Source organism: Burkholderia sp. BCC0405, assembly GCF_902833075.1.
Taxonomy (GTDB): domain Bacteria; phylum Pseudomonadota; class Gammaproteobacteria; order Burkholderiales; family Burkholderiaceae; genus Burkholderia.
The window spans coordinates 1-13,231 of sequence record NZ_CADFEO010000008.1 but is presented as its reverse complement, the minus strand read 5'-3'; the positions used below and the strand labels follow the sequence as shown (position 1 = coordinate 13,231).

Below are 13,231 nucleotides of genomic sequence, written 5' to 3'. Positions count from 1 at the left end.
ACTGATAAATCAATCGGTTGCGAATGTTCGCTTTTCCTGACGAGCCGCATCAATGGCGGCATTTATTTGATCTGCTGTCGGATGTTCCCATTGGGGATGCCTCCACCCGAATTCGACCCAACAAAAGTAACCGCCGTTGTAGCCAGACGGCTGATATGTGAAGTCGAAATTATGAGTGGATGGACCATAGTTTTCCGTGATCCACTTCACGAGCGTTCTCCAACGTTCCCCGTCCGCCCTCTCCGCCCGAAACATCTCCCCATTGGCGTGAGCAAGTAGCTTGGCGGCTTGGAGGTCTTCGCGAAGTTGGCGCGTCTCAGCGCAGAGTTCGGCAATCCATGCATCCGGGATCTTGTCATAACCGATAAGATTTTCGATTCGATCAATGTCGATCATTCCATCTCCCGTTTCAGTTCTTCGATGTCGATCGTCATTTCCACACCTTGCATTTAGGGCATTGCTGCGGGCCAATCCTGATTGGATTGAAAAACGTGCATCGGCAGCGCCAGTATTTTGATAGCCAGTAGTTCATGACTTTTCTCCATTGGGGGCGGTCTTCGTCTGGCGAATCGCTTCTGCGCAGGTCAACGCACCTTGCATTGCCGCACCCACTACGCGATTCCGTTTCTTCCCGGTATCAATCGATGCCGACCATGCTTCGCACACCTTCGCGCATTCCTCGATGATCGAATCCCTGTCGGGAGTGGTGCGACGGCCAGCAAGCCAAAGATCGTAGAGATCGTGCATCTCATCGTCCCGGATCATGTCCAACCCCCAGCCTGAAAGGCATTCACACACAGCCGATCCGAAATCGCCATCGTTCTTCCAAACGTCGTGGTTTCTCTCAGTCATGATCGCTTCCCTCCATCAGTTCTCGAAGCCCATCAATTTCCTCTGCGGTCAGCGGCAATAGTCCATCCGTCTTCTGCCGCGCCTCGATCTCGCCGTTTGCGCCATCCGCGAACGCGTCAAGAAATCGCACTGGCGCGTTCACGGTTCCGGCCAGTTGGTAGGCTGCGGCACACAGCGCCTGGTAACGCTCACGCTCGGCGCGAAGTAGAGCAAGGCGGCCGGATAGTTGGCGGATTGTGTTGGCTAGGGCGCTCATTTCGACCTCTTCGGAACACACCATGTGTGCGCTTTCTCATCAGCATCATTAGATACAGCCCGCGCCGCTTTGGCTGCGTATTCGCAAGCTATTTGATCCTCGAACTCAAACATATTCACCACCGAGCCGGCGCAGACATGCGTCGCGACAATCAAAACCCAGACTGCTGAAGTTACTGCCATCATTTCGTCTCCACAAACACAGCCTTGAACCCTGCGTCACCGCCCATGCTTGAGCAGTAGCCGCAGAGCCAAACAGCTTGATATCGCCATCCTCTAGCATGCAGAAGAACCAGCGCCTGCGGCCAAAGCGGCGGAATTCGATGGTGTTGGTCATGATGCCTCACGTTTGATCACCTTGCCGCAGCGTGTGCAGACGTCGCACACATAGATGCGCTTGGTACGTGCCTCAATTTCAGAGTTCAGCATCATGCCGTCAGCAAGCAAATCACCAGTCCGCTGTGGTGGAATGCGATCATATCGAGGTATAAAATTGCAGTGACCGATCCAGCGGCCGGCGCGTGGGCAATCGTTAGTCATAGTGGCTCCATAGGTTCTTTTATTCCATTGGCATTTCCCAGAGCATCATTAGCGCGTTTCAGTTTATCTCTCGCGCGCTCAACCTTTCTTTCGAATTCGACAACAAGTGCAGATTTCGCCTCATCGAATGTATCGAACCATCCATGGCCATCACTAGTTTTGTTTTCTCGACTTATCCGATCACGCCCGTGTCTCCATGGATTGTATGAAACCGTAAGTTTGGTTTCCTTTTCAACTTCAAATTCCTCAATTCTTGGGGCATATTTCCAAGACGCTCGATATTTTTTCACACTTCCTCCAATTCAGTTTTTTCCAGTCCCATCTTGCGAGCGCGCACCGGTTCCCATGCTTCATAAGCCACATCCCATACTGCGAACTTCTCGGCTCGCAGACCCGGGCCTTGATCCAGAAGTCGATGGCAATTCGCACAACCCGGCACCGTGAATTCGTGGTACGCCTTGATTCCCATGCCTTTGCCATGTTTCGCTTGATTCGAGTGGCAAGGAACGACTGCTTCTCCGCCGCCAAGGCAGCCAAACATGCGTAAATAGCATCGCTCACCGCGGCATGCCGTCAGATACTTCGATCCTTCCGCCACGGTCGGTCGTTTCACTCGCGCCTTGATCGCCGTCTTGCGCTCTGGCTTGGTGCCTTCGGGCAGGGGTGAGCTTTTGCGGGACCAACTACCGCGCTTGAGCGGAGTCTTGCGCGTCAGCGAAGAACGCTTCATTCCCCTCTCCATGCATAAGCCCATGAAACGATCAATGTGATTGGGCAGATCCATTGCAGCGCCTCTTGATTAACGTGCGGCGCTGCGACAATTATTGCGCATAGGGATAAAAACTGACTCTTCTTCATTTCGCCATCCACCCAAGAAAGAACCCGACCATAGGAGCCGCCCAAAGCGCGAGGAACTTCCAGCCGCGCGAATGGTGTTGAAGCCAGCTCGGATAAAGTAGCGCGATGCTGATGAACGAGAAAATGCAGATGCCGTCATGCATTATTCCATCCCCTTATCGCTTCAGCGATCGCATTTGAGATGACAAGTATTGAGGCCATAATCCAATATTCCTTGCTTTCCAACGGGACGCCATGGAAATCCATATAAATTGCAATAGGCGTGAATTGTATGAATGAAGCGATAAATCCCCTCACTTCCATCCCCTCTGTTGACAGTACTTTTGCCATGGGCCGCGAATGATGCGGTGGAATGCTTCTGCTGCCGCTTCGTTGTGATCGAGTTCAGCGCGACTTCTGATTTCGCATTGACACCGCATCCAGATAGCGCATTGATCGGGATGAGAAATCTTGTCTCCGTATGTATCGCTTACAAATTCCCAGAACCGTTCGTCCGCGCACAAGCGACCAGCCAGCACGGCAAGTGCGCCACCCTTGGACGCGTTATTTCCCGTGGCTGTGGTATCGCGCTGCACCGGCTGTTCGTCATCCCCGATCTCGACGAGCACTGCCGCGACGCGATGCCCTGCGATCTTTCCGCTCTTACACTTGAGATGGCGGAATGCCTCCAGATCCTCTGGAGTGATCCAGAACTTGACCCATGCGCCATTGGCAGAGGACTCGCCCCAATTCATGAGTTGCATCTCGCCGTTAAAGATGGTTGGAACGTTGCTCATTGCGCCTCCCCGTAATATCCATCTTCGCCCCATCTCCACATCTGGTAGACAAATTTGGGCGATATCCCAGAGACGGTTGGAGCTTCGCCTCGATAGCCGATCTGCCAAGAGCCGTTGACGAATTGAATGTGAGGCTTCGCGACGATCCCGAATCGGGCTTGCTGCAAGCGCCATTCAATCGGATTTCCGGTGCGGCAGTTGCAACGATCGGGGCCGCAATAGACCAAGCAATGCTTGTCTTCGATATGGCGCGGAAAATGACAAAGGCTCATACCTTGCGCCCCACACACTCAGCCAGCGCGAGTTCTTCCAGCTTCTCGGCCATGTGTTTAAGCTCGGTTGTCATTTCGGCAGCCTTGGGATTATCGAAAAATCCTTTCGCGGAAGCCTCAGCAATGGCGTGCGTCATGTTGCTGATGCGGACGATCAGTTCGGCGGTGTTGCTCATTTTTTCTCCTGAGGTTCAGCATCGTGAATGCAGACGAATTTCGCTTGTTGAACCGTGGGCCCAGAAAGACGTTGAAGTTCTTGGCCAGCAGCTTGACAGGCATTCTGGTTATAGAAACGCGCCGTGGTGACTGAAACATCATCGTTATGCGACAACATTCCGGCATGCAAAAATATCAAAAGAATCCAATTCATCCCTTCCTCCGTTCCCTAAAGTTCGCGAAGAACCTGCGTACACTGTATGAGCGAGCAAAGGAAATCGCGGTGTAGATAGCCGTCAGCGCAACGTTGTCGACGAGACTTACGCGCATGCCGTAATGGGGCAGGACAACATAGTTCGTCACCATGTTGATGAGGCAGCCGATCGCTGTGCTGGTAGCTGCCTCACAAATGGATGCGCGACGGGACTGCATTGCTAGACTGCCTCCGCATTGCTTTTTGCGATCAGGCGTGCGTCGTCCTCGCGGGAGGTGTGTTCGGCGAGGCCCGTATCAGCAATGGTGTAGTGATGAGGGTTGCGGTCGGCATACCGTTCGCGAATCTTCGGCATCAGCGTTTCAAAGTCGGCGCGCACTTTTGCGAACTCGCCATGCAGGCTCGGCGGCCGGTCATCAATCAGCTTCCCTGAATGCTTGGCGTCGATCAGAATGCCGATGCAGGCGAGGGCATTCGCCAAGTGCGGCGTTCCGTCAGCCGAATCCAATTCCTCGCCTTCCCACCATGCGTCCATATGGCGATCAAACGCAGCGCGATATACCGATGCGCGAGCGCCAGCGGCCCGATAGTTCCACGCGCCATATTTCACGTTGCCGAGATAATGGGCGATGGCTTGGTATGCCTTGACGATCGGCGATACCAGATGGCTCGGCAGTTTGTTTGTCGCGATGGCATCCTTGGGATTTGTTGGTTTATCGGATAGAAGGGCACAGCGCAATTCATTGCGGCGAAGACGACAGTTCTCTCCGTCAATGTTGACGTACACGTAATCTGCTGTTGCTCCAGTCACGATCCCTTTCTCCATCGTTGATTGAACGACGACAATCATTCCCGGCACATCTACTGAAAGCTCACTCATGCCGCCACCTTTTCCACGATATCCGCCGCATGCAGCACGACAAGCCCATATTTCCGCGCCGTGATGTATTCCATCTGCGCGCCGTTCGAAAAGATCCAGCCAGGAAGCAGGGCGATTGCATGGCACGACTTGACCGCAGGCAGGTCAATCAGCATGCAATCCATCCAGTCTGCGTCCTCGGCCGGGTTCAGTTCCCACGGATTCACCACGTCATAGCCAAGGGATCGCAGGCGTGCCGTTTCAGATTCGAACAGCGGACGATTCCCGTGCGGGATATCGGTGATCGGGCCGGACAGGTACACCTTCATGCTTCCTCCAGTTCTTCATGCTGGTGAATGGTCGTGTCTTGCCTGATTACACGACCAGAATGGCCCTGAACCGGCTTTACTGCACCAGCGGCAACCAAAAATGGATTGGGTCGAGCTTTTGAATAAGTGCTGAGAGTCTTGGCGCATAAATCCGCAGGCGCATCCTCACCAGCCCCGAGCGCGATGATCCACGTGTGCATACCCCTGCGGGGAATGCGATCAGCGATATGCCAGTCAGAACGATGAAGCCGCATGCATTCCGAAACAGATGGCTTCGAGACACCGAGAGTATCGGCAATCTGCTGCATCGTCAGTTGCTTGTCCGCGAGAAGAGCTTTGATGCGTTCCCACCCGGGATAGCGACGATTCCGATGTGGTGGGCGCCTGAGCTTGAGATGGGTTTGCGCATAGACCATGATCGACTGACGAGTGTGACGCGGAAGCAGCGCTTGGATATCGTTGATCGACATGCTAGTTGGGTATACATCCTTCAAAATTCTTACCTCAGGAAGCGTCCATTCGTTGCGAGTGCGTTTGGCGGTCATGCTGCCTCCAACTGGCATTGTTCAGCGGCATACATGTGCCCTTCATTGGCCCGTTTGACGATCGTTTTGAGTGCCTTTTTAATCTCGCCGCGATTGGCGAGCGCGCACTGCTGATCGTGCAGCTCGATGGCGATACGCATGTGCTGGATGCCGGCACCGTCAAAAGCCCACTGGCTTGTGCGATCAGCTCGATATTTCACGGCCATCAACGATTCCATGGCGCGCTTGATTTCAGGGATGAATTCTTCGCCGTAGCCCTGTTCCGCGAGCACCAAGGCAACGTTCATGGCGCTCGCCAGCACATACCAATCTTCTTCGTTGCCACGCTTGAGCATGTTCTCGAAAGAGATGTGGTAGCAGAGGGCTAGGTCGCGTTGCTGGCCGTCTTTTAACGGATTGGCGTCTTGGCGTTGCTCGGCATATGAGACGGTGCGTGCGAGCCAACGGCCGGCGTCGTATCGCTTAGCTCCCTTGCGCTTTTTCGAAGCACCCATGTCACTTCTCCTCAAAATTCCTCGACAGCCCAACCACCACCGAGCTTCTTTGCCTTCGCTGTGACGGCGATGAAGCGGAACGGATACTGATCCGCAGCGATCTTGATCTTGGCTCGGGCATCGTCCTGCCAGAACCCCTTGACTTCGTGGCATTCCATCGCGCCATCGACAAGCATCACGGCGAAGTCCGGCGTATAGAACGTGTTGTCGGCCAGACGCAGCTTGATCCCCTCGAAGCGATACCAAGCGACCTCACCAGCATGTTTGCGGTCGGCAAGCGCCTTGTCATACGCAGCCTCTGTCTTGTTCATTGCGCCGACCTTGAGGCGTCCAAGAGCTTGCATGCGCTTAGTACTACTATTTGACTTCATCGCTATAGATCCCATCGATCCGTCTCCTTACTTCGCCGCCCACCTATCGCAGCTATAGTTCCCTTTGCAGAACCACCAGACCGGCCGCAGCGCACAATTCCTCAAGCCGATCCGGTAGTGAGATTCGTTGCCCGGATCTTTGGTCGCGTGTCGACAGGTGCGACATTGGCGAACAGCGCTCACGCTTCTTTACCTGTTGCATTGAAGATCGCCTGTCGCGCGATGGTCAATTTGTTGAACGGAACTTTCCCGGTCTTTTTTTCCTCTTCAACAATGCTCAGCGCCCAACCGATGTTGGCGCCACCTGGAGCGCGTTTGAATGCCGCCGATGCCCCAAGCTCTTGCAGCCTTTGCGCACCATACTCGCGTGTCGATACTGCTGCACCCGGTGCGGCCAAGGCTGCCACACGCTCAGGCACCGGTAGTACAGTGCCTTCTAGCACTACCTTCAGCGCCGCTTCAAACCGTGGCTTGATGCTCGAAAACGTCTGGCTAATCATGTCGAATTCGCCAACCTTGACAGCCGCCCAGTAGATCGCCGGATTGCTCCATGCGTCTTTGCCATGCTGCCGTTTGCGCATCTGCTCGATAGCCTCGTAGATCGCGACATCGACATTGATCTGCGGCTTGCATGCCTTTAGGAATTCGGTGAGGGAAGGCGGCCAATCATACGATTTGCGGCAGACCTTCAGCCCTTCGGAAATCATCTGAGGCATCAGACCTTCTTCATCAAATGCCTCAGACCATGCATCGCGCCAGTTCGCCACCGCTTGCTCATTAGCAAATGAAGCTCGCCAACGATTCGGATACGCGCCATCGAAGCGGTTGAACAAATGGTCCATGAGCGAGATTCCTAGTTTCGGATGCTGCTCAAGCCAGAGGCTTTGCTTAAACGTCGATGTAGTCGTCGGGGCGTTCATGATCGGTTACTCGATCTTTGTTCACGTATGCAACGGGGTCGAATTTTTTCCCACCCGAGGCTTTCACAAAATCACCCCTCAACGGGAATAAGCCAGTCCAGCCCCGCATGATTGACTGCTCGATAACAGCCTGCGGTTCATTTCCTTCGCCGCGGAGCTTTTCAAGGGCCTTGACGGCCAACTTGATCGCGGCTTCACCCATTGGCTTTCGCATCTGCTTTCGCATGGCAACAAAATCGCTCCATGCGACTTCAGGAATCCAGTCGGGCAGGGCAAAAGGTGCCGCAGGCGCCTTTTTGCCTTTATCTAAACCGTTAGGTTTAGATATATGGTTACTGGTTACTGGATTCGCTTTTTTTTGGGTTTGCCTCTGGGTATCCGAAACGGAACCCTCTGGGTTACCCACTGGGTTTTCGTCGGCCTTGCGAGGACGCCCCCCCTTACCACCATTCAGCCTATTTTTCTCTGCCTCCTCGTTGTAAGAGAGGATCTGCTCTTCGATCTTTTCGTGGAACAGTTGACCGTCTACCTTCTCGAAGAACTGCTTGGAAACCTTGTCCACAGCGGCTCTTTCCTGTTCCGAGAATGCGCCGGCAATGCGGCACAACGCGTCCAAATCAGCCGGTAGCGGCTTTTCGGAGGAGTAGTAGTAGTCCATCAGCTCGTTGTAAGCACCCCGCTCCGTAAGGTTAAGGAGACGCGTCGCGGTGGCGAAATCGCCGATGTGCTTGCTGTAATACTTCATCTGGCTTTGGCCTTCGGTTTCGTCTCGCATACCCAGAAATAACCCAATGGGCTTCTATCTCGTTGCCCCGACATAACGAATCTTTTGCTTCTTCGCCTGCTTCCAAATCTTGTTCGGCGACAGGTCGGCGACGTGTGTCAGGCGCTTCATGCACTCGTTGACGCCTCCGACCGGGTAGTACTCGCGCAAAACACGAAGCTCGCCAGTCGTCCTGTGGTGATAGGGGCGTGTCATACAAACACCCATGCGCCGCCGAATACGAAAGAAACCGTGGCGATTACCCACAAATCAATCAGCAGACCCATCGCACCCTCCTAATGTTTGCTGTCCTGCCACGATTCGATGAGCAAATGCCCAACCAAGGCAAAGGCGACCATCAAATTTGCGTCACCATCCGCCATGCGCTGCACCTCATCAATCAACGCGTCTCGCTCCGTTCCCACACGTCTAATGGCATCCCCTATGGCCGTACGGCCAATTTGAAGCGCCTCTTCTTCGGTCATCTCACATACCTCGTTGGGCCGTAATCACTTCTTCCATGAGCGTCAACATCGCCATGCGGGCCAAATATTGCGATACCGCACGGTTTCCAACTTCGCGTTCGAACTCTGCGATGTAGCGGGCCGGAAGATCCTGGCGTGGCTTCCCGTGCCGATCGACTGCTTCGCGATTGAGCATGTTCGACATGTGCGAACCCTTCACGTCCAGCTTTTCAGCCAGCGTTCTTTGCGTCATGCCGCGGATTGCCCGGTGTTCCCACGCGAGGCAAACGGCATCACGGAAAGATGCGCAGGCGTTGATGAGGTCGCCCGAAAGAAAGCGGGCAGAAATTGGCGCCGGTCGGGGCGCATGTTGCTCGATCCCTTGCTGGGCTTGGTGTTGTTGGAATTGTTGGGACTGCATTTATTCTTTCTCCTGTTGGTACTGTTCAAACGCTTTCTTGTACGCCTCGATGGATTCCTCTTTTGTCTGGAAGTCACCGAGGAATTTCCCCTTGAACGTGGCGCGATACATCATGCCTCGGCCACCCCTGTCAATCAGACACCAACCCTTTCCGGTACCAATCTTTCCGGCCGACCCCATGACATCCGGTCGATTGATTGCGGCGTCACTAACGTTTTGCGCGTTCGTGCAGATAAAGACGTTCTCCACCGAATACGGCCCCTTATCACCGATTCGAGCCATCACATACGTCCCGGCGCCCCTACCACGCAAATGCATCTTTCCTGAGTCAATCCAGATCTTTAACCATTCCTCGAACGTAAGATCCCAAGCGATGCCGCGATTCTTTGCGCGGCCGCGCTGACTTTTGAATTTTTTCCATCCATCAGGCCGCTCAATTCGTCTCATATAGAGAAATTCAATGGTTTTACAACTGGAATTACGACTCAGATCCAGGCTCAAATTAAGGCGTCACAAGGACGCCTAATTTCATGAACTACCTACGCAACCCGCTCAACGCGAGCCGCCGTATAAAAAAGGACGATGCGAACATCGCCCAAACCAGTACACGTCGGGGTCACGCGTACGGGGATCACCGTTTTGCCGAAGAACTATGTTTCGACCGAATCCTTGCTGGTCCGGATATCTGCAACCATCGCCTGAATGGCAGTGACCAGAGCATAGGAAGGTCGAACCTTTCCGATGTTTCCGGTCAAGATGTTGGAGATGGTTGGCTGGCTGCATCCGACGCGCCGAGCAATCTGGCGCTGAGACCAACCAGCTCCGACGAGTGTCCTAACCATGCTTTGAAGATCAATATCCATGACCCAATGATAGTCACGACTATCACACAAGTCAATAGGAATTTCGGTCGCCCGATAGATAAGAATTCCTATATGGATAAGCCCTACGATTTGATGACTGTTGGCGGCCGGGTGAGGTATGCCCGAGAGAAGCTCGCCCAACCCAAACGACTATCCCAGCGAGCGCTCGCTAAGATGGCCGGCATGTCTCAGCCGACGCTATGGGCGTTGGAAAATGGGGAAGGGGAAACTGCGCGCATCGTGGATCTCGCAGCCGCGTTGAATGTGAACCCTAGATGGCTGGCTAGAGGTGAGGGGAAGCCACAAGATGATATAGATCAATCTTTCGACGATAAGACGTTAGAGAAATCCCCAATCACCAGCACAGAAAAGCCACCGAAAGAAAGTGATAAGATGCTTTCGCTGGATGGGATTTCCGATGAAATGCGAGTCATTATTGAAGAACTCGCTAGAATCGACCGCACCCAGGGGCGACGTCGGGGGATACTTTTAGCATCAATTGGGGCAATCATCGCGACGACCGAACCAAGCCAGGACGAAACGCCGGAGCCCCGCTCTCGGAAATGGAATGGCTAGGCCGGAATCCTCGGCGTTTTCATAAGATGGTCGGTCGCAAACCCGTTGCGATCCGATTTGGCACACACGGAGGTGCCATGGGAACACTCATAGAAGGCGTTGTATGGCCTATAAAGCGCCCTCAGAACCAAGCTGACGAGGAAGATAAATGCTCCACCTGCATCCTTAAATCAAGACTCGAACAAGCACACGTCTGTATCCGCGCTGCCGCAAAACTGCTTGATGTAACGCCCGCACCTGGGGAGCAATCGCTTCCCCATCAATAACATTCCCGCCTCTTCATGCAGACCCCGCCACGGCGGGGTTTTTGTTGCCTGTTACAAATTTCTTCGCGTGTGATCGAAATTCCTATTGACCGGAACGATAGGGACGCCTATTATTCATTCCAAGGCAGCACACAACGCACTGACCAACGGAATGAAGGGGAACGACGATGAACCGCCAGCAAGCCGAAACAATCATGCAGAACTGGAACGAGAACGGCGTGATTCCTGACGACGATGAGGAAGCCGCAGTGCTGGCTGCGCTCGCCGATCATGCGCCGGTCAAAACGGCCGAAGCGCTGACCGAAGCAAGTGATACGGAAAGCATCCCGGTCGGCATGGTCGAGGTCAGCGAAGCGAAGTTCTTCGCCGTCATGGGGCCGCGTGACGTGCATCCGCGTGCGAAGCCTGACCACAGCGTTTGGGAAACACCGAATCGAACGGTGCTCGGCCACTCGATGCCGGGATACCTGGCACCGACTGGAAAGCCGAAGCGCTTCTTTCTGACGGCCAGTCTTGCCTAACCCGCTCCCGCTACAGGAGAAAGACCGTGAAACGACTCGCCAAACGCGCTCTGGCAGTACTCGATGCAATGTGGATCTCAGGGCAGATCCGGTATGCCGAGCGCAACGCTCGAAAAGATCGAATCGCGGCACGTTTCGGCGCCTGATCAACCGCGCCCACTGGGGCGGGCACAAGATCGAAACGCCTAGAGGAAGCAGCAACACACGGCTAGGTATCTGCGGATTATGTCCGCACTGACGAGATCGTAATAGCGCCAATGGGCGCGCCGTTCCGGTGACAGCGGACGAGTTCTTTAACAATGTGTTTGGTTAGTGCGATCAGTGCTTGCGCTGGTGTCAGCAACGATGAAAGCAGCCGCAGGCATGCGGTTAGTGAGGCCATTCGAGCGGGTGGGCCCGTGCCAAGTAGTCGCCAAGTGACGTACACCACGTCGGTTCCGGGCCGGAAGAATGCCGCGAATGAATGGCGTCGCGGGCCGGCGCAAGCACTGAGAGCATTAGCCAACATAACGCATAGCCGGGACCGCGCAAGCGAAGCAACCGGCCGGGGCGATCTGCCTCGTGAATCAGGACAGATGAATCGCGCCAGACTGCATGATTGGGTTGCCGACCAGAAATCTGAATGAGCCTGATGCAAGACAGCCGAACACGTGACCGATGGCTAAAAATCGGCACAAACCGCAGGGTAGTTGGAGCCGGCGTAGCCGGGAGTAGTCAGCGCCCTGCGGGATAGCAGTTCTTCTGAGAAGGCGCTGAACTCCCTACGCGACCGAGTAATCGCGAAGCCGATCCACCTTAATGCCCATCCCCTCGTGGCGGGTTGGTGCAGTAGGTTAGCCGAAGGTCCCTGTATAGCAACAGCGCCTTCTCAGAAGCATTGCAAGCAGTTTGAGTGGATGGATTGGCGAAATTGGTAAACGCAGGCGGCTAAGGTGGACTCGCAAATCGTTGGTAAACGAGGCACCAGAACTCGGAACCGTAAAACCCGACACTGCCGGCATTTCTCGGTTCAAGCCCGAGATCCATCCACTGAAGCTGTTCCGAAAGTGCACCCAGGTAGAAGGGCAGCAATCCCCTTCGGTGTGTGCGACTCGCTGGCAGACGAGTGATAAAGACGTTGCCTCCGCGCCTTAGAAATTTGGGCTTGGCAAGCTGCGGATAAGGCCCATGGACGGTCTGCGCCAACAGACGCCGGACTACGAACCGGCACCCACAAAGGCACCCCACACAAGCACCTCGAACCTCGGATTGCTTGGCTGGGCTGCTTTTTCTGTCACTAATTTAGGACTCCATATGTTATGGAAGATCGTTGTGGCCCTCGCGATCGCATTGGGGCTTTTCATTTGGGCGGTCTACCACGGCGTGAAATACGGCTTTGAGCGCATCGAGGAAGACGAACACTGGTATCACGATTGAACATTAAATCACCATCGGGGGAACCCATGAGCGAAGAAATCAAGAAGATCGTTTCGTACAAGGGCTTCGACGCGGATATGAAGTGTCGAGGATTCCAGTATGCGGCCGGCGAGGAATATACGCACGAAGGAGATGTCGAGGCATGCGCGGCCGGCTTTCACGCCTGCGAATACCCGCTTGACGTGCTGCGCTACTACTCACCAAATACATCGCGTTTCTTCGTCGTTGAACAAAGCGGCACGCTTGCGCGGCATGGCGAAGATTCGAAGGTTGCAAGTTCGAAGATCAAAATTGGCGTCGAGTTGAATCTTGCGGGACTCATCAAAGCAGCCGTCGAATATACATTCAGCCGCGCGAAGCCGATCGATCCAAAGTCACCCGCTTATTCCACCGTTAAAAATGGATTGGCAACGGCCAGCGGCGATAGCGGTGCGGCAACGGCCAGCGGCGATAGCGGTGCGGCAACGGCCAGCGGCGATAGCGGTGCGGCAACGGCCAGC

At 54.5% G+C, this 13,231-nt stretch carries 22 protein-coding genes and 1 pseudogene; 4 read left to right on the top strand and 19 right to left on the bottom strand.

Translation table 11 applies throughout. The annotated features are described in order from the left end of the window. Positions 1 to 9: 9 nt before the first annotated feature. The 19 genes from HWX36_RS14935 to HWX36_RS14845 form a co-directional block, all read right to left on the bottom strand. Complete coding sequence (locus HWX36_RS14935; protein ID WP_175952854.1) at positions 10 to 396, bottom strand: hypothetical protein; 387 nt, start codon at positions 394 to 396, stop codon at positions 10 to 12. Positions 397 to 528: 132 nt separating this feature from the next. Continuing rightward, positions 529 to 852 carry a hypothetical protein gene (locus HWX36_RS14930; RefSeq protein ID WP_175952832.1) on the bottom strand — a complete coding sequence of 108 codons (324 nt, stop codon included), beginning with the start codon at positions 850 to 852 and terminating at the stop codon, positions 529 to 531. Next, positions 845 to 1,108, bottom strand: a complete 264-nt coding sequence (locus HWX36_RS14925; RefSeq protein WP_208457803.1) for a hypothetical protein — start codon at positions 1,106 to 1,108, stop codon at positions 845 to 847. Before HWX36_RS14925 ends, HWX36_RS14930 begins: the two co-directional genes overlap by 8 nt. Positions 1,109 to 1,213: 105 nt before the next feature. Further along, the gene (locus HWX36_RS14920) at positions 1,214 to 1,444 is read right to left on the bottom strand and encodes a hypothetical protein (RefSeq protein WP_175952852.1); all 231 of its coding nucleotides are present in this window, start codon (positions 1,442 to 1,444) and stop codon (positions 1,214 to 1,216) included. 199 nt (positions 1,445 to 1,643) lie between these two features. Next, positions 1,644 to 1,937, bottom strand: coding sequence for a hypothetical protein (locus HWX36_RS14915; protein ID WP_175952851.1), 294 nt, complete (start codon positions 1,935 to 1,937; stop codon positions 1,644 to 1,646). Next, positions 1,934 to 2,377, bottom strand: coding sequence for a hypothetical protein (locus HWX36_RS14910; protein WP_175953093.1), 444 nt, complete (start codon positions 2,375 to 2,377; stop codon positions 1,934 to 1,936). Before HWX36_RS14910 ends, HWX36_RS14915 begins: the two co-directional genes overlap by 4 nt. A 421-nt stretch (positions 2,378 to 2,798) precedes the next feature. After that, a complete protein-coding gene (locus tag HWX36_RS14905) occupies positions 2,799 to 3,281 on the bottom strand; it encodes a hypothetical protein (protein ID WP_175952850.1) in 483 nt (160 codons plus the stop codon). A 268-nt stretch (positions 3,282 to 3,549) separates the two neighbouring features. Continuing rightward, positions 3,550 to 3,729 carry a hypothetical protein gene (locus tag HWX36_RS14900; RefSeq protein ID WP_175952849.1) on the bottom strand — a complete coding sequence of 60 codons (180 nt, stop codon included), beginning with the start codon at positions 3,727 to 3,729 and terminating at the stop codon, positions 3,550 to 3,552. Further along, on the bottom strand, positions 3,726 to 3,923 hold the full coding sequence (locus HWX36_RS14895) for a hypothetical protein (RefSeq protein ID WP_175952848.1): 198 nt from the start codon (positions 3,921 to 3,923) through the stop codon (positions 3,726 to 3,728). Before HWX36_RS14895 ends, HWX36_RS14900 begins: the two co-directional genes overlap by 4 nt. Before the next feature lie 220 nt (positions 3,924 to 4,143). Beyond that, positions 4,144 to 4,803, bottom strand: coding sequence for a dATP/dGTP diphosphohydrolase domain-containing protein (locus HWX36_RS14890; RefSeq protein ID WP_175952847.1), 660 nt, complete (start codon positions 4,801 to 4,803; stop codon positions 4,144 to 4,146). After that, on the bottom strand, positions 4,800 to 5,111 hold the full coding sequence (locus tag HWX36_RS14885; RefSeq protein WP_175952846.1) for a DUF4406 domain-containing protein: 312 nt from the start codon (positions 5,109 to 5,111) through the stop codon (positions 4,800 to 4,802). The genes HWX36_RS14890 and HWX36_RS14885 overlap by 4 nt, the downstream gene beginning before the upstream one ends. After that, positions 5,108 to 5,656 (bottom strand): hypothetical protein, encoded by a 549-nt coding sequence (locus HWX36_RS14880; protein WP_175952845.1) that lies wholly within the window; start codon positions 5,654 to 5,656, stop codon positions 5,108 to 5,110. Before HWX36_RS14880 ends, HWX36_RS14885 begins: the two co-directional genes overlap by 4 nt. Then, positions 5,653 to 6,150, bottom strand: a complete 498-nt coding sequence (locus tag HWX36_RS14875) for a hypothetical protein (protein WP_175952844.1) — start codon at positions 6,148 to 6,150, stop codon at positions 5,653 to 5,655. The genes HWX36_RS14880 and HWX36_RS14875 overlap by 4 nt, the downstream gene beginning before the upstream one ends. An 11-nt stretch (positions 6,151 to 6,161) precedes the next feature. Continuing rightward, positions 6,162 to 6,461: a DUF1064 domain-containing protein gene (locus tag HWX36_RS14870; protein ID WP_244136425.1), complete on the bottom strand. Its 300-nt coding sequence runs from the start codon at positions 6,459 to 6,461 to the stop codon at positions 6,162 to 6,164. A 239-nt stretch (positions 6,462 to 6,700) separates the two neighbouring features. After that, positions 6,701 to 7,363: a replication protein P gene (locus HWX36_RS14865; RefSeq protein WP_175952842.1), complete on the bottom strand. Its 663-nt coding sequence runs from the start codon at positions 7,361 to 7,363 to the stop codon at positions 6,701 to 6,703. A gap of 46 nt (positions 7,364 to 7,409) precedes the next feature. Then, positions 7,410 to 8,186 (bottom strand): YdaU family protein, encoded by a 777-nt coding sequence (locus HWX36_RS14860; RefSeq protein ID WP_175952841.1) that lies wholly within the window; start codon positions 8,184 to 8,186, stop codon positions 7,410 to 7,412. A gap of 314 nt (positions 8,187 to 8,500) precedes the next feature. Beyond that, a complete protein-coding gene (locus tag HWX36_RS14855; protein WP_175952840.1) occupies positions 8,501 to 8,689 on the bottom strand; it encodes a hypothetical protein in 189 nt (62 codons plus the stop codon). A 1-nt stretch (position 8,690) separates the two neighbouring features. Beyond that, complete coding sequence (locus tag HWX36_RS14850; RefSeq protein WP_175952839.1) at positions 8,691 to 9,089, bottom strand: XRE family transcriptional regulator; 399 nt, start codon at positions 9,087 to 9,089, stop codon at positions 8,691 to 8,693. Then, positions 9,090 to 9,536: a hypothetical protein gene (locus tag HWX36_RS14845; protein WP_175952838.1), complete on the bottom strand. Its 447-nt coding sequence runs from the start codon at positions 9,534 to 9,536 to the stop codon at positions 9,090 to 9,092. Positions 9,537 to 9,619: 83 nt separating this feature from the next. On the opposite strand from HWX36_RS14845, the gene HWX36_RS37155 reads away from it, so the two are divergent. The 4 genes and pseudogenes from HWX36_RS37155 to HWX36_RS14820 form a co-directional block, all read left to right on the top strand. Further along, positions 9,620 to 10,528 (top strand): helix-turn-helix domain-containing protein, encoded by a 909-nt coding sequence (locus HWX36_RS37155; RefSeq protein ID WP_244136424.1) that lies wholly within the window; start codon positions 9,620 to 9,622, stop codon positions 10,526 to 10,528. A gap of 433 nt (positions 10,529 to 10,961) precedes the next feature. Continuing rightward, on the top strand, positions 10,962 to 11,315 hold the full coding sequence (locus tag HWX36_RS14830) for a hypothetical protein (protein WP_175952835.1): 354 nt from the start codon (positions 10,962 to 10,964) through the stop codon (positions 11,313 to 11,315). A 1,167-nt stretch (positions 11,316 to 12,482) separates the two neighbouring features. After that, positions 12,483 to 12,731 carry a hypothetical protein gene (locus tag HWX36_RS14825; RefSeq protein ID WP_175952834.1) on the top strand — a complete coding sequence of 83 codons (249 nt, stop codon included), beginning with the start codon at positions 12,483 to 12,485 and terminating at the stop codon, positions 12,729 to 12,731. Between the two features lie 26 nt (positions 12,732 to 12,757). Further along, positions 12,758 to 13,231: pseudogene (locus tag HWX36_RS14820) on the top strand (hypothetical protein); the annotation flags it as partial.

Bases quoted from the DNA above. Each gene is read 5' to 3' on its own strand.
- HWX36_RS14845 (WP_175952838.1), bottom strand. From the start codon at position 9,536: ATGAGACGAATTGAGCGGCCTGATGGATGGAAAAAATTCAAAAGTCAG.
- HWX36_RS14890 (WP_175952847.1), bottom strand. From the start codon at position 4,803: ATGAGTGAGCTTTCAGTAGATGTGCCGGGAATGATTGTCGTCGTTCAA.
- HWX36_RS14880 (WP_175952845.1), bottom strand. From the start codon at position 5,656: ATGACCGCCAAACGCACTCGCAACGAATGGACGCTTCCTGAGGTAAGA.
- HWX36_RS14925 (WP_208457803.1), bottom strand. From the start codon at position 1,108: ATGAGCGCCCTAGCCAACACAATCCGCCAACTATCCGGCCGCCTTGCT.
- HWX36_RS14850 (WP_175952839.1), bottom strand. From the start codon at position 9,089: ATGCAGTCCCAACAATTCCAACAACACCAAGCCCAGCAAGGGATCGAG.
- HWX36_RS14920 (WP_175952852.1), bottom strand. From the start codon at position 1,444: ATGACCAACACCATCGAATTCCGCCGCTTTGGCCGCAGGCGCTGGTTC.
- HWX36_RS14935 (WP_175952854.1), bottom strand. From the start codon at position 396: ATGATCGACATTGATCGAATCGAAAATCTTATCGGTTATGACAAGATC.
- HWX36_RS14870 (WP_244136425.1), bottom strand. From the start codon at position 6,461: ATGAACAAGACAGAGGCTGCGTATGACAAGGCGCTTGCCGACCGCAAA.
- HWX36_RS14905 (WP_175952850.1), bottom strand. From the start codon at position 3,281: ATGAGCAACGTTCCAACCATCTTTAACGGCGAGATGCAACTCATGAAT.
- HWX36_RS14825 (WP_175952834.1), top strand. From the start codon at position 12,483: ATGGACGGTCTGCGCCAACAGACGCCGGACTACGAACCGGCACCCACA.
- HWX36_RS14865 (WP_175952842.1), bottom strand. From the start codon at position 7,363: ATGGACCATTTGTTCAACCGCTTCGATGGCGCGTATCCGAATCGTTGG.
- HWX36_RS14895 (WP_175952848.1), bottom strand. From the start codon at position 3,923: ATGAATTGGATTCTTTTGATATTTTTGCATGCCGGAATGTTGTCGCAT.
- HWX36_RS37155 (WP_244136424.1), top strand. From the start codon at position 9,620: ATGAACTACCTACGCAACCCGCTCAACGCGAGCCGCCGTATAAAAAAG.
- HWX36_RS14900 (WP_175952849.1), bottom strand. From the start codon at position 3,729: ATGAGCAACACCGCCGAACTGATCGTCCGCATCAGCAACATGACGCAC.
- HWX36_RS14930 (WP_175952832.1), bottom strand. From the start codon at position 852: ATGACTGAGAGAAACCACGACGTTTGGAAGAACGATGGCGATTTCGGA.
- HWX36_RS14875 (WP_175952844.1), bottom strand. From the start codon at position 6,150: ATGGGTGCTTCGAAAAAGCGCAAGGGAGCTAAGCGATACGACGCCGGC.
- HWX36_RS14910 (WP_175953093.1), bottom strand. From the start codon at position 2,377: ATGAAGCGTTCTTCGCTGACGCGCAAGACTCCGCTCAAGCGCGGTAGT.
- HWX36_RS14885 (WP_175952846.1), bottom strand. From the start codon at position 5,111: ATGAAGGTGTACCTGTCCGGCCCGATCACCGATATCCCGCACGGGAAT.
- HWX36_RS14855 (WP_175952840.1), bottom strand. From the start codon at position 8,689: ATGACCGAAGAAGAGGCGCTTCAAATTGGCCGTACGGCCATAGGGGAT.
- HWX36_RS14830 (WP_175952835.1), top strand. From the start codon at position 10,962: ATGAACCGCCAGCAAGCCGAAACAATCATGCAGAACTGGAACGAGAAC.
- HWX36_RS14860 (WP_175952841.1), bottom strand. From the start codon at position 8,186: ATGAAGTATTACAGCAAGCACATCGGCGATTTCGCCACCGCGACGCGT.